10 protein-coding genes are annotated in these 14,286 nt (G+C 62.1%); 2 read left to right on the forward strand and 8 right to left on the reverse strand.

What is annotated here, in order from left to right; all coding sequences use genetic code 11:
- Positions 1–39: 39 nt before the first annotated feature.
- The gene (locus ACFSDX_RS05310) at positions 40–3,237 is read right to left on the reverse strand and encodes a T9SS type A sorting domain-containing protein (RefSeq protein WP_382312157.1); all 3,198 of its coding nucleotides are present in this window, start codon (positions 3,235–3,237) and stop codon (positions 40–42) included.
- A gap of 522 nt (positions 3,238–3,759) precedes the next feature.
- Here ACFSDX_RS05310 and ACFSDX_RS05315 point away from each other — a divergent pair.
- Together ACFSDX_RS05315 and ACFSDX_RS05320 are read left to right on the forward strand one after the other, a co-directional pair.
- The gene (locus ACFSDX_RS05315) at positions 3,760–4,629 is read left to right on the forward strand and encodes a polysaccharide deacetylase family protein (protein WP_382312159.1); all 870 of its coding nucleotides are present in this window, start codon (positions 3,760–3,762) and stop codon (positions 4,627–4,629) included.
- Positions 4,630–4,755: 126 nt separating this feature from the next.
- Positions 4,756–5,859, forward strand: coding sequence for a glycosyltransferase family 4 protein (locus ACFSDX_RS05320; protein WP_382312161.1), 1,104 nt, complete (start codon positions 4,756–4,758; stop codon positions 5,857–5,859).
- Between the two features lie 135 nt (positions 5,860–5,994).
- Here the strand turns inward: ACFSDX_RS05320 and ACFSDX_RS05325 are convergent, their stop codons facing one another.
- The 7 genes from ACFSDX_RS05325 to ACFSDX_RS05355 all read right to left on the reverse strand — a co-directional run bounded on the left by ACFSDX_RS05325 (position 5,995) and on the right by ACFSDX_RS05355 (position 14,252).
- Positions 5,995–7,182, reverse strand: a complete 1,188-nt coding sequence (locus ACFSDX_RS05325; protein WP_382312162.1) for a glycosyltransferase family 4 protein — start codon at positions 7,180–7,182, stop codon at positions 5,995–5,997.
- Between the two features lie 9 nt (positions 7,183–7,191).
- Positions 7,192–8,391, reverse strand: a complete 1,200-nt coding sequence (locus tag ACFSDX_RS05330; protein ID WP_382312163.1) for a right-handed parallel beta-helix repeat-containing protein — start codon at positions 8,389–8,391, stop codon at positions 7,192–7,194.
- Positions 8,392–8,396: 5 nt separating this feature from the next.
- Positions 8,397–9,236 (reverse strand): glycosyltransferase family 2 protein, encoded by an 840-nt coding sequence (locus tag ACFSDX_RS05335; protein ID WP_382312164.1) that lies wholly within the window; start codon positions 9,234–9,236, stop codon positions 8,397–8,399.
- A gap of 35 nt (positions 9,237–9,271) precedes the next feature.
- Positions 9,272–10,567 (reverse strand): glycosyltransferase family 4 protein, encoded by a 1,296-nt coding sequence (locus ACFSDX_RS05340; RefSeq protein WP_382312166.1) that lies wholly within the window; start codon positions 10,565–10,567, stop codon positions 9,272–9,274.
- Entirely contained in the window at positions 10,564–11,847 is a 1,284-nt protein-coding gene (locus ACFSDX_RS05345; protein ID WP_382312167.1) for a glycosyltransferase family 4 protein, read from the reverse strand. Before ACFSDX_RS05345 ends, ACFSDX_RS05340 begins: the two co-directional genes overlap by 4 nt.
- The gene (locus tag ACFSDX_RS05350; protein WP_382312168.1) at positions 11,844–12,866 is read right to left on the reverse strand and encodes a nucleotide-diphospho-sugar transferase; all 1,023 of its coding nucleotides are present in this window, start codon (positions 12,864–12,866) and stop codon (positions 11,844–11,846) included. The genes ACFSDX_RS05345 and ACFSDX_RS05350 overlap by 4 nt, the downstream gene beginning before the upstream one ends.
- A 90-nt stretch (positions 12,867–12,956) precedes the next feature.
- On the reverse strand, positions 12,957–14,252 hold the full coding sequence (locus tag ACFSDX_RS05355) for an O-antigen ligase family protein (RefSeq protein ID WP_382312169.1): 1,296 nt from the start codon (positions 14,250–14,252) through the stop codon (positions 12,957–12,959).
- Positions 14,253–14,286 lie beyond the last annotated feature (34 nt).

Genomic DNA, 14,286 nt, shown 5'->3' on the forward strand with positions numbered 1-14,286 from the left:
GAATTACGCGCAGCTAGTAGCCCTGCGCCTATGCGGCTGCTAGTGCTTCACTTCCAAGCGCTGTGCGGTGGCCGCATCGCTGCCCTGAATGCGCAGGATGTATAGCCCGCTGGCCAGGTTGTTGGTGTCGAGCACGAACTGATTTTCGCCAGCTACTGCCTTGCGTGGGTAAGTAGCCAGGGTATTGCCCTGCAAGTCGCTAATCAGTATCGTGACGGTCGTGGCATCGGCCACGGTGGTAGTGAGGGTAACCTGGTCGTTGGCTGGGTTAGGATATAGCGCCGGAATAGCGGCTGCATCAGGGGCGGTTAAGCTTGCTGACCGAGCGCTGCTGGCAGCCGCCGTCGTCGGCACGAGAACGATGTCATCGAAGTAAAGCCACTGCCCTGCATTGGCCTGCGAGTAGATACCGATTTCGCACTGACCGTTGGTAACGTTGACGTTTGCGATGGTGACCTGCACCCAAGTATCGGGCGAAGTCGGGATGGCCGCATTCAAGGAAGTGCCGCCGTAGTTCTGGGCGCGCAGCTGGGCTACGGGCTGGCCTCCCTTGCTTTTTACCCAGGCGCTGAGGCTGTAGGTGCCATTTGCAACGCCCGTCAGGGTCTGATAGGTATAAATCTGGTAAGCCTCGGGGCGGTAGTGCGTGCCGTGGTACACGCCGTTGTGCGCGTTAGGATAGGACTCCGTGTAGCTAGCGTAGGACTGGGTGTTGCCCCCGGTCTGGGTCAGCCACTGGCGGGGAGCTAGCACCGCGGCCTGGTCGTCCTCAAAGCTGAAGTTACCAACCGAAGCAACGGTGACTGCCGCAGCTTGGGGGGTGAGGGTGACGTCATCAAAGTAGATGAACTGGTCGTTTTTGGCTTTGGAATAGAAGCCAATTTCGCACTGGCCGTTGGTGACGGTGATGCCGCCGACGGTGACCTGGACCCAGCTGCCGTTGGTGGCCGTGATGGCAGTGCTTAAAGTGCCGGCGCCAAAGTTCTGGGCATTGAGCTGGGCGATGGGCTGACCGCCGCTGCTCTTAACCCAGGCGCTGAGGGCGTAGGTGCCGTTGGGCAGGCCGGTGACGGTCTGGTAGGTATAGACCTCGTAGGCACCAGCGTTGCGCCAGTGGGTGCCGTGGTAGGTGCCGGAGTGGGCGCCGCCGTAGGCCTCAGAGTAGTCGACGCTGGGGTTGGAGCCGTTGCTGACGGAGGTGAGCCAGCCAGTGGGGGCGTCCACGCCACTGCCGTCAAGCTCGAAGCCCGGGTTAACTACCGTCCCGTTGCCGCTCGTCGGCGTAGGTACGGTAACAACGTTTGGCTTTGCTACCAGCACTGCTACTGCCGCAGAGGTAGTGCTAGCTCCTCTATTATCGGTAGCCCGGGCGGTGAGCGAGTAGAGGCCAATTGCCGCAGGCGTCCAGTTCAGCTGATAAGGAGCGGTGGTAGCCGCACCCAGGCTGGTCGAGCCATTAAAAAACTCAACTTTGCTAATGGTGCCATCGGCATCGGCAGCCGTGGCGTTGAGGGACAACGCATTGCCAAGTACAAGGTTGGCAGAGGCAGCTAGCGAAACAGTGGGCGCCGCGTTGTTTTGGGCAGTTTGGGGGGTGAGTGTGACGTCATCGAAGTAGATGAACTGGTCGTTTTTGGCTTTGGAATAGAAGCCGATTTCGCACTGGCCGTTGGTAACGGTGATGCCGCCGACGGTGACCTGGACCCAGCTGTCGTTGGTGGCGGCGAGGGACTGGGTGAGAGTGCCGGCGCCGAAGTTCTGGGCCTGGAGCTGGGCAACGGGCTGGCCGCCGCTGCTCTTGACCCAGGCGCTGAGGGCGTAGGTGCCGTTGGGCAGGCCGGTGACGGTCTGGTAGGTGTAGACTTCGTAGGCACCAGCGTTGCGCCAGTGGGTGCCGTGGTAGGTGCCGGAGTGGGCGCCGCCGTAGGCCTCGGAATAGTCGACGCTGGGGTTGGAGCCGTTGCCGACGGAGGTGAGCCAGCCGGCGGGGGTGTCGGTGGCGGTGCCGTCGAGCTCGAAGCCCGGGTTCACCACCGCCCCGTTGCCACCCACTGGTGCCGTAACAACCGGCGGCGGCGTAGTGCCCGCCACAATCGGGCCCACCGTGAGGCCAGCTTGCTGCAGCTTGGTTTGCCACATGGTTGCCTCCGCATCCTCGGTGGCAGTCGTGATGGGGTTAGGCAGGTGGATGGTCCCGGTGCAGGGCTCGCAAGCGCCCGGGCTCAGGTCGAGGCGGTCGGTGTAAGGCGAGTTAGAATTCCAGCTTACGTACCCTATCGTGTTGTTCTGAACGCGGTTATTAAAATAAACGCTGCTTGGCTGGTTGTAGTAGTTGAAGACACCTAGGGCGGCCCAGCCCGCGTTGAGGCGCTGGCCATTGGGCAGGGAGCCGCTGGTTACGAGGCGGTTATCATGGTAAAAGATGTCGTGGCCCGCCGCGATGTTCATCGCCGCATTGGCCGTGCCCACAAACTGGTTGTGATCGGCCTCGATGTAGCCGGCCGCCTCGGCCAGCGTGCTGGCGTCGCCGTCGGTGGTCAGGCCGGTGCCCGTGAACCTAGCCGAGGTAGCCGGGTAGGGATAGGCCCCGCGCACAAAGTTGTCGTGGATGCGAATGGCGCTCTGGGCCGTGCCCGACGAGTTGTAAAGGTTGATATTGTCCTCTACGAGGCTTTCGTTGGGCGCATTGATGACTTCGTTGTACGAAATATCAACCCCCGTCAGGTGCACTACTGTGTTCAGAATCAAAAAGCTGCTGCGCGTGCTGCCACCGTTGAGCCAGCGCCCGTCGATGTTGCGCACCCGGTTGTAGCGCACCGTCAGGGTCTGGCCGGCCTGGCCCGAGCCGCTCCAGCGGTTTACCACAATGCCACTGGTTTGGGTAAAGGCATTGTGCTCAATCGTCAGGTTCTTAGCCCGGTAGGTATCCAGGAAACGCCCCGGCGCCTGGTTATTGACGGTGGGCGCGAGGCCCTGGCCGGTGCAGTTGCGCACGGTCAGGTCAGCGCCTTCCCCCGCCTCAATCAGGTTGCCGGCTCCGGAGAAAGTACAGCCTTCCAGGATGACGGCCTCGTTGGTGGCGATGCGCACGCAGGGCGTTCCCGAAGACAAGCTCTGGTAGTTGCCCGTATACGTTCCTCCCCTCGTAATAACGATGGGCGCCGCGTAGCTGACGGATTGGGCTTGCCCTAGGGTGGGGAGGCCCGCTGCAAGCAGCGTCAGTAAACTACCCGACAACCATGACTTACGTAGCCGGTGCAGTCGAGCTAATCCGATTGACTTGATAGCCATTGATAACATAGAAAGAAGAGGCTTTAATTAAAAAATTTTATAAAATCGGAAAGGCTAATATTGCAAATATAATCACAGCATTCCATTCGTAACCTATTGACTGAGTATGTAGTATAAATTAAAAATGGACGTAGCTGCTAAACCCTTGTAAAATTCCGGGATTGCTAAGTTGGAATATTACAAAATTCGGCCGTTTTATATATTCGGGTTTTTGTGTAAATAAGCACTGATTTAAGCAGCGCCAAGGCGCTGGAAATGATAGGTAACTAGTTGGAAAATCTAATTTGATACCGGGCTTGTTAACTGTCAGATTTACTGTAATTTTACTATCGATAGGGCTTTGCCCAGTAGTGCACCGGTAGCTAGCCTATGAATAGAGTTTGGAAGCGCGCCCTGGAGCGGCTCGACCAGCAAATCGCTCTCGCGCATCTGGCGCTGGTGCCAGAGCGCCCCGCTTTATTAATTTTTATGTTCCACGTCCTTTTTGAGGACGAACGGGTGCCGGCGCGGCACTTGGTAGACCCGCAGCAGCACATTACCACCCGTATTTTTGCCGAGTTCATCACGTATTACCAAGCGCATGGCTACGCTTTTGTTGCGCCGGCCGACGTATTAGCTGGCCTCGACCCTGGGGGCAAGTACGTCCTCATCACGTTTGATGACGGGTACTACAACAATCACCTGGCCTTGCCTATTCTGCGGCGCTACGGGGTACCAGCCACGTTTTTCATTTCTACCCACCATGTACAAGCCAACCGGGCATTTTGGTGGGATGTGGTGTACCGCGAGCGGCAGCGGCGGCCCTTGTCGCCGGCCGACCAGCAGGCCGAGCACGCTTTGTTGAAAACACTGCGCCACGATGAGGTGGACGACTACCTGCGCGCACACTTCGGCGAGGCTTGCCTACAGCCAGTTAGTGACCTGGACCGGCCCTTCACGCCCGCCGAGCTGCGGGCTTTTGCCCGCGAGCCGGAAGTAGTGCTGGGCAACCACACGGCGCACCACGCTGTGCTCACCAACTACGCGCCGCCCGCCGCCCAGCAAGAGCTGGCCGAGTGCCAGCAGTACCTGGCCCAGCTTACGGGTAGCGCGCCGGTGGCGGTGGCTTATCCCAATGGCAACCACTCGCCGGCAGTGCTGGCAGCCGCGGCGCAAGTGGGCCTGCAGCTGGGAACCACCGTGCAGGCAGGTAAAAATTACTTGCCTTTGACGCCGCAGGCAGGTTGCTTGCAGCTCAAGCGTTTCTTGCTCTGGGGCAACCAGGACGTGCAGGCGCAATGCGCCCTTTTTCGCACCGATTTCCATTTAAAGCAACTCCTTCGCCCGGCCCGCGCCTAACCCTGACCCTAGGGCTGCACACGGGTTCTATACGCTCTTCTTTTCCCACCCTTTCCTGCTGTGAGAATACTTTGGCTAGCTCCCTGGCCCCACCCACTCGAACCCCTGGCGCACCCCGTGCCCTGGGTGAGTACCCTTGCTCACCTGCTGCGCCAGCAGCCGGGCATCGAGCTCACCATCCTGCACTGGACTCCTAAAATCGAGACTGCTGTAGAAGAGTTTGAGCGCGATGGTATTCGCTTTATTTACTTAAAAGCGCCGTCGGTGCGGGTCGATATTCTCACGCTTTACCGGCGGCGCATCGCGCTGCTCAAGGCTTACCTGAAGCGCCATTGCCACCACTACGACCTGCTGCACGTGCACGGGTCGGAGCTGCAGGTGCCGGCCATGACGGCCCGCCTGCCCGTGCCGCAGCTGCTGTCGGTGCAGGGGCTGGTATCGCAATATCCGCCGTTCGTGCCCGGCTCCGAAAGGTGGCTGAAGGCGCTCTGGACGCTGGCGGGCTACTACGAGCGGCGATACCTGCCCGCCGTGCACCACTTCATCTGCCGCACCCACTGGGACCAGGCGCTGGTGCGGCAGCTCAGCCCCGGCTGCACGGTTCACCACAACTGGGAAGTAATCCGGCCCGCGTTTTTTCGGCCGCTAGTGCCGTTGGCTGCCAAGCGCTTACAAGTAGTTTTCTTGGGTGGCACGCAGGTCATGAAAGGCTTTCGAGAGGTACTGGTTGCCGTAGACATGCTGCGGCAGCACCTCGACGTGACGCTGGTCATCGCGGGCCAGGCCAGCCCTGAAGGGGTGCAAGCGGCGGTGCAGGCCGCGGGCTTGCGGCGCCTAGGTCCTGCGGCCATAGAATGCCGCGGCCAGCTCTCGGCCGAGGCGTTGGCGCAGCTGTTCAGTGAGTCGCTGTGCCTGCTGCACCCGTCCTACGTCGACAACAGCCCCAACAGCGTGTGCGAAGCCCAGGTGGCGGGCCTGCCGGTCGTCGCCGCCGATGTGGGGGGAGTGCGGTCACTAGTTGAAAATGAGGTCACGGGGCTGCTCTGTACCTTAGCACCCAGCAGCATAGCTCAGCACGCCCGGCGCCTCTACGACGACCCGGCCCTGCGGCAGCGCCTTGCCACGCAAGCTGCCGCCGTGGCCCGCCAGCGCCACGACCCCGCCGTGATTGTGGCGCGCACCTTGGCCATCTACGACGAAGTAGCTGCCACGGTCCGCGTTCCTGCCTGACTAAGCAGACATAGGCGGCTTGACTAGTCGTTTGGAAGCAAGCCGGTAGTCGATGAGTAGTCGTTCGCCAGTAGAAAACTCATGGGTGGTTAAATAATTATTATCTAGCTGTCTATAAGATGGTTGAAGCAATACTTATTTTTTGGCTAGGCACTGCTCGTAGAGCGCCAAGTACTGGTCGGCTACGGTAGCCAACGGGAACCGCTCGGCCACGATGGCCACTGCCCGCGCCGATAGCTGCGCGTATAGCGCGGGGTCGGCGAGCAGGCGGTTGACGGCGCTCGCAATGGCCTCTACACTAGTGACATCAACTAGCAAGCCACCATCGGCCACCACCCACGGCACGGCGCCGCTTGCCTGGCCCGCCACCACGGGCACGCCGTAGGCCATGGCCTCCACCAGCACCATGCCGAACGACTCTTCGAGCGAGGTGTGCAGGATTAACGTGCTGGCCGCTATCTTCTTAAGCACTTCCTCGTGGGGTGTGGGACCTAGGAACACCACGTTGTTGATGGCGTGCTCGCGGCAAAACTCGGCGGCTTCCTCATCGGGCACAAAGGCGGTACCCATGGCCCAGAGCTGGGCCGCCGGGTGCTGCTGCTGCACGGCCTTAAAGGCCAGCAAGGCGTTTTTGCTGTTCTTGCGGTCGTCCCAGCCATTCACCACCACGCTGATAACGGGCTGGCTGAGCGGCGCTTTCACCAGGCTGGCGCGCTCCGGAATAACCACCGGATTGGGTACTACGGCCACCTTGGCCTTGGTCCAGGGCTGCACCGTTTCGGCCATGTAGGGCGACACGGCCGTGAACCAGTGGCCCTTGCGAAACACGTAGCGGGCCATAAGCAGGTGAAACAGCCGGTTGAGCGTGCGCACGTACTGGTAGATAATCAGCGCGTTATCGTGCACCGTCACGATGGTTTGCGGGTCGTAGGCCAGGGCGGCCAGCGCAAACTCGTAGGTCCAGTGGGCGTGCACTACCTCGGGGCGGTAGCGCCGCAGCTGGGCCAGCATGCGGCGGCGCTCATACCAGAAGAAGTCGGCTGTGCGGCCCAGCCGCCGGCCATTGAGCCGGAACGTGCGGCTGCGGGCCGGTACCACTACGTAGGTTAGCTGCGGGCTTTCGTGCACGAAGGGCGCCGCGTTGTCGTCCATCTGGTCGTCGAGGGTGATGGCCACCACGCGGTGCCCGCGGCGCAAATATTCTTTTATCAGGTTGCTAATCAGCGGTGCCCCTTCGCGCCCCCTGGGGTAGGGGCCGGCGTGGCGCTCGGCCAAGGGCAGCAAATCATTCGTGGCGATGGGCGCGACTACTCCAATATACATGCGTGCTGCTTACGGCCGGGCCGATTTTTTGAGGGGCAAAGGTCCGACAACGACGTGCTTCTGCCTAAGTTTTTGTTGCCAGCTTTGCCATTCGCGCGCCTCGGTGGCCGCCGTGATAGGGCCGGGCAAGTGCACCGTACCCGTGCACGGGGCGCAGGCGCCGTCACTCAGGTCCTGGCGGTCGGGCCCTGGCGCGTGGCCGCCCCAGCTTACGTAGCCCACCGTATTCTGCGTTACCCGGTTATTGAAAAATACGGTCGGCGGCTGGTGATAGTAGTTGAACACCCCTAGGCCGGCGTGGCCCGCCCGAAAGCGCTGTCCGCCCGGCAGGGTGCCGCTCGTCACGGCGCGGTTGTGGTGGTAGTAGATGTCGTGGCCAGCCGCCAGGTTCATGGCCGCGTTGCCGGTGGCCACAAACTGGTTGTGGTCGGCCTCGATAAATGAAGCCGCTTCGTCCGCCGTTTTGGCGTCGCCATCCGAGGTCAGGCCGGTGCCCGTAAACTTGTCGGCCGTGGCCGGAAAGGGGTAGGCCCCGCGCACAAAGTTGTCGTGCACGTGCAGCGGACTCTGGGCCGTGCCCGACGAGTTGTAGAGGTTGATATTATCTTCCACCAAGCTCTGGTCGGGGGCATTAAGCACTTCATTGAACGCAATATCAACCCTAGGGAGGTGCTGCACCGTGTTCAGAATCAGGAAGCTGCTGCGGGTACTGCCCTTGCCATCGCGCCAGCGCCCATCAATGTTGCGCACCCGGTTGTAACGCACCAGCAGGGTTGGGCCGGTGGGGCTGATGCTGCTCCAGCGGTTCACTACGATGCCGCTGGTTTGGGTAAATTCATTGTGTTCGACCACCAAGCGGCTAGGCTTGTATACATCGAGAAAGCGGCCGGGGGCCTGCTGGTCGGCAGTGGGGGGCAGGCTCTGGCCGCGGCAGTTGCGCACGGTGAGGTTAGCGCCCTCGCCGGCCTCAATCAGGTTGCCCGGCCCGCTGAGGGTGCAGCCCTCCAGCACTACCGGCTCGGTGGTGGCCACGCGCACGCCGGCCGTGGCCGAGGAAGTGCTGCGGTAAGTGCCCGAATACGTGCCGCCGTGCGTAATCACCAAGGCCGCCTCGCCGCCTAGGTGGTGGTGCGTGCAGGCCGCCAGCCCGTGGGCGGCGCTGGCCCAGGCCAGCCAGAGCCAGCCAGTGATGCGGGTGGTGGCCGTCATAGAAGCTAGTGCAGGAAGTAGCCCACCAGCCGCCGGGCGTACCCATTGAGCAGGAAATAGGGCAAGTAGGGCTTGGGACAGTTCTTGAGAGCAAAATGCGTGAAATTCACCATATTGCCGCCGCCCCGGATACTGAACAAATGCTGATAGTAGCCTTTTAGGCTACGCTGTTTGCGCGTGAGGGTCTGGCCGCTTTCCTCGGGGTAGGTGCTCAGTTTAGCGTCGTAGTTGCAATACACCGGGAAGCCGGCGCGCCGGGCCACGCTGGTATAGTCAAAATCGGCGAGGTAGTGCGGCAGGCGCTTTTCATCAAACAAGCCAATCTTGTCGGTCACGGCCTTCGGAATGAGCAGCCCGCGCCCCGGCAGGTACGTGACCGGGTGCAGGCCCGTGCGCTGGCTGGCGGGTATCTCGTCCAGCAGGTCGTGGCGGGTGTTGGTGCGGAAGTCGAGCCGCTCGCCGCCGTAGATGGTTTCGCCGGTGTTGGCATCGAACTCCAGCGCGCCGAGTACGGCGGTGGGGTGCTGGGCAGCGGCGGCCAGCATCTGGGCTACGAAGTCGGGCGCGGCCACTACGTCGTTGTTCAGGGTCATCACGCGGTCAGCCCCTAGGGCCAGCGCGTGGCGGATACCCAGGTTCACGCCGGCCGTCCAGAAGAGGTTGCCGTCGCCGGTCACTACCGCTACTTCGGGGTAGTCGCGGGCCAGGGCAGCGGCCGTTTCGTCGGTCGAGCCATCGTCTACCACCACGGTGCGGAAGTCCTGGCTGGTTTGGGCGCGCAGCGATTCCAGGCACTCGCGGGTGTAGTGCCAGCGGTTAAAAACTGGGATAATAATGTAAAGCATAGGATATTGCAGAAATAAGCAGATAGGGCCGGGACCTAGGCGGGCGTCGCCGCATCGGCGGCCAACGCCTGGGGCGCCGGCGCGAGGCCAGCCAGCTCGGGCGCCAGCTCGGCGGCTTGCCGATATAGACCAGCCACCAGCTTTTTGAGCGTGTAGTTGGTGGCGAAGGCGATGCCGGCCTGGCCCATTTGGGCTAGCTCGGCGGGGTGGTCGTAGAGGTGTTCCACGGCCCGCGCCAGGGCCGCCGTAGTGGCTTCGGCCGACTGCACCGGGACTTTGATGCCCGCGGCGGCCGGAATGAAGTCGGCCGCCCCGTGGTGGTCGAGGGTGAGGATGGGCAAGCCCAGCGCCATTGACTCCAGGTACTGGTTGGCGTAGGTGTCGCGCAGGCTGCACAGCATGAACAGGTCGTGGCTGAGGTAGGCAGCGCGGGTGGTTTCGTAGGGCACGCTGCCGTGCCAGGTCACGCGGTCTTGCAGGCCGGCTTCGGCAATCCAGCCGGGCACCAGGTGCCCCACCGGCCCATCGCCCATAATGTCGAGGTGAAATTTGACGCGCTTATCGACCTGCCCTAGGGCAGCCAGCGTGAGGTGCAGCCCCTTGCGCGGGTAGATGCGCGCTAGCCACAAGATGCGCAGCTCGCGGCCGGCCAGCGGCGGGCGGGGCACGTAGGTGGTAGTGCGAAAGCTCTCGGGCAACGCCACGCTCATGGTCAAGGCCACTTTGGGGGCACCTAGGCGGCGGGCCAGCGCGGCGGTGTCACTATTGGCCGTTAGCACCAGCGCCGCGTGGCGCATGGATTGCCGCACGTTGGGGTCGAAGGTGCTCAATAGGCTGCTGATGAAGTTGCGCACCGTTTCGGTCTTGAACCACTCGGGTAGGTATTGGCGCAGCGACTCGGGGGCCACCATGCCGCCGCCCAGCGGCCCCAGCAGCAGCGGCTTTTTAAGGCGCCACAACCACGAGGCCATTTGCAGGCTGTTGTAGGTGACGTGGTGCACCACGTCGAAATTTACCTGCGCATCAAGCGCGCGGGCGGCGCGCCAGGCGCGGTACTGCCACACGATGTAGTGCAGATACACGCCGGGCTGCCAGCGATAAGCAAATTCTGCGAACCTGGGGGCCGTCACGTACACTGGGTGAATGCGCTGCGCAATGGGGTCGGCGGCGCGGTCGGCCAGCACTTTGGTGAGGTCGGCCTGGCCGCGGGGCGTGGTCAGGCACCACACCTCGTGGCCCAGGGCGGCCGATTCCCACAGCCAGTTAAAGCCGTTGCCCTCCTCACTACCGTGATTGGGGTTGCAGGCATACGCAGAAAGAAGCAGCTTCATAAACGAGAAATACTAGCCTGCCGGGCGGCAATGCTGGGCAGGCCCACCGCCACGGGCGGGGCCAGGTCGGTTAGCAGTTGTTGGAGGCCTAGACTACGTAAATACCAGGTTTGGGTACAGGCGAACGCGTAGCCGACCCGGCCCATCGCCACGCGCTGTGCAGGGTTGTCGTAGCAAACCTCCACGGCGCGGGCCAGGGCGGCTACCGTTTCGGCGGGCGTGGTCACGGGCGCTTTGAGGGCCGCCGCGGCCGGAATAAAGTCGCGCGCGCCCTGGTGGTCGAGGGTAATAATGGGTAAGCCCGCGCCCATGGCCTCCAGCAGCTGCATAGCAAACGAGTCGCGCAGGCTAGCAAACATGAATACGTCGTGGCTCAGGTACATGGCGTGCACCTCCGTCCAGGGCAGCGTGCCAGTCCACGTTACGCGGCCCTCAAGGCCGTTTTGGCGGATAAGGTCGGGCAATTGCGGGCCTAGCACGCCGTCGCCCACAATAGTGAGGTGAAACGGCACCCGCGGGTTTACTTGCCCTAGGGCCTCCAATACCAGCGGCAGCGCTTTGCGCGTTACGAGGCGCCCCAGCCACAAGATGCGCAGCACCTCGCCCTGGGCGCGCACCGGAAACTCGGTGGGGAGAAACCCGGCCGGCAGGCCCGAGTCCAGAAACATCTGCACCCGCTGGCCCCCCAGCTGCTTTACTCTAGTCGCGGTCTCGTTGTTAGTAGTCAGTACCAGCGTGGCGTGCTGCAAAGATTTCCGCACGTTGGGGTCGAACGTGGTGAGCAGCCAGGCGATGGCATTGCGCAAGGTTTCGGTTTTAAACCAATCGGGCACGTAGCGCTTGAACGCCACGGGCGCGTGCTGGCCGCCACCCAGCGGCCCGATAACCATGGGCCGGCCCAGCCGCCACAGCCACGAGGCCATTTGGAGGCTGCCGTAGGAAGCGTGGTGCACCAAGTCAAAATGGACTTGTTGGCTGAGGCGCCGGGCCGTGCGCCAGGCCAGAAACTGCCACACGATGTAGTGCAGATACACCCCGAACTGCCAGCGGTAGAGGTAGTCAATAACCTGGGGCACCCGCACGTACTCGATGTGCATGCGCGCCCGTTCGTCGGGCCCTAGGTGGTTTACGTAGGCAGTTAGGCCCGGCTGGCCGGCGGTGGTGGTGAGGCACCACACGTGGTGGCCCGTGTGGTGCCACTCGTGCATCCAGTTGAAGCCAATACCTTCCTCGCCCCCACGGGCGGGGTTGCATGCGTAAGCCGAGACCAGAACGTTCATGATGATGTAGTGCTAGCTAGTTTGGGCGCAGGCTGTTTAGGGCTCTGCAAACCCGAAGCTACGGGCTTCTGCCCCGCAAACAAGCGCCGCAGTATCGTAGAAATACGGCTCCTCAAAAATTCGTTGAAGCGGCGGTTATCGCGCTTGCGGTCCTGGGCCACCGCGGCCGGGTGGCGCAGCGGAAAAGCCAGGTCGCGGGCGGGCACGGCGCTCATCACGTCGTCGCCGTCGTGGGTGTGCGTCGAGCCGTTGCCAAAGCCGATATTGCCCACCAGGTTCACCGCCGGCACGATGTAGAGGCCCTGGTGCCGGGCAATGGTGTACTCCCACTGGTAGTCCCACACGTCGGGCGGCTGGGGCAGGGCCAGCACGCCGGCCATCTTACTCATGCGGTAGCGCTTTTCGAGCGGCCCCGTAAAGGTGCCGTCTATTTCGCCCGAGGACTTTACTTTTTCAAAATCAGTGAGGTGATAATCATAGAGTTGCCAGGCGCGGCGCCAGGTGGCCCAGCCCCAGCTGTTGCGCTGGGTCGAGAAGTGGTACGACGGGTCATTCGGACCTAGGGGCTGGCTGGCCTCCGAGCCAAAATTGTTGCCACCGATGTGCATCACGCGGGCATCGTCGCGGTAGCGGGCCAACAGCTCGGCGCAAAACCGGAAAAAGCTGGGCGACGGCACGCAGTCGTCTTCCAGGATAATGCCCTCGGGCTCGTGCTCAAAAAACCAGTTCATGGCCGTGACCGGCGCTAGCCCGCAGTTCAGGTTTTCTTCCTGAAAGAGGGTGAATACCTCGCACGGCCAATCGACCTCCTGCACCACGGCGCGGGTTTCGGCACAGCGCACGGCGTCGGTGGGGTGGCCGGCGCGCGGGCCATCGGCGGCCACGTATAACCGGGTGGGCCGCGCCTGCCGGATGGTTTCGAACACGCGCCGGGTGGTGTCGGGGCGGCTGAAAATCAGCAGCAGTACGGGAGTAGTCAACACTTCGGCAGGCGAAAGGGGAGCGGTAGCGTGGGCCATAACTAGCTTGGCTTAAAAGGATTGAATTTCTGGACCTAGGGGCCAGGGCGCCCGCGCTACGCAGTTGGTGCGCCGCCCCGGAGCCCGGCTTTACGAAGCAACCAGCTCGGCGGGCGCGGTGGCCCACACCGGGGCTTCGTGGGCGGGCAGCGGCTGGGCTAGCGTTTCCGGTTCGGGCTCGGCCACGGCGGCCAGCAGCAACCCCAGCAGCCCAAAGTGGTAGGTCGACCAGTCATAGGACGCGCCGAATACCAGCAAACAGCCAAAATAGGAGATGAGCAAGGCCGTATCGGCCCGCATGGGCCCGCGCTGAAACAGCCGCTGCCCCACCCGAATGAGGGGCACCAGCAGCACCATCACAATGCCGATGATGCCGAAGTAATAAGCCCGGTCGAGGTAGAAATTGTGGAAGTGGTGGCCGGTACGGTCGGCCCACATGGGCTGGTCGTTGCTAGGGTCATAGAACTGCATGGGCACCTCAAAGCCCTCCAGCCGCCAGCCCGCCACGGGGCGCTTGTACACCAGCGGCATGTACGATTCTATCTGCTTGAGGCGCCAGCTGCCGGTGCCTTGCTTGTCGGCGTTGGCCATGTCCTCCACGTTGGTTTGCATGCGCGTCACCACCTCGGGGTTGTTGAGCACCACCATCGTCACGCCCAGCGAACCCAGGATGGCGGGCAGGCCAATCAGCATTACCACCTTCGTGAAAGAAAACCTAGCGCCCGGTGTGCGCAAAAGCAGAAACAAGTCGAGCGGCACGGCAATGGCCGTGGCAATCCAGACCGAGCGGTGCTGCAAGAAAATGATGAGCGGCAGGCACACAAAAAAGCACAGCAGCATCAACACGTTGCCGTGGGTGAGGTAGCGATTGAGGCAGTACAGCGTGACGGGCACAAACAGGTAGGCCGCCGCCGAGCCGAAGCCTCGCTCGTTTTCGGCAAAAGCCGATAAGCTCAGCGAATCACGGTGAAAAACCAGTAGGTTGGCCAGCAATACGAACGTGAGCGCCCCAATGAGCTGGCTCATCGAGGGCAGCCCAAAGCGCCGGTGAAAGGCGTAGACCCCGAACATGATGAGCAGCACAAAGAGCTTGCTAAACACGTGCGGGTACGCCATCCAGGAACCCTGGTCGGCGTACGACTCCAGCATCAGCCCCCCGATGCAGGCGAGCACCACGTACATCCACTTGCGAACCAAGGGCTCCATGTAGCGCCCGTAGAACACGAGGGATGCTACCGACAGCGCAAACAGCAGGTAGGTGTAAAGCTTAATACCCTCCGGCTCCTGGTCGACCTGCGGCCCGTAAATAAATTCCCAGAAAGCCGCGTTGGTGGCCAGCACGGCCAACAGCGGCAAAACCAGGAGAAAGCGCAAATTAATTTTCATAAGAAATCGAGCTAACTGAATAATAACTAACGAG

This window comes from Hymenobacter bucti (genome assembly GCF_042681145.1).
Lineage (GTDB): Bacteria > Bacteroidota > Bacteroidia > Cytophagales > Hymenobacteraceae > Hymenobacter > Hymenobacter bucti.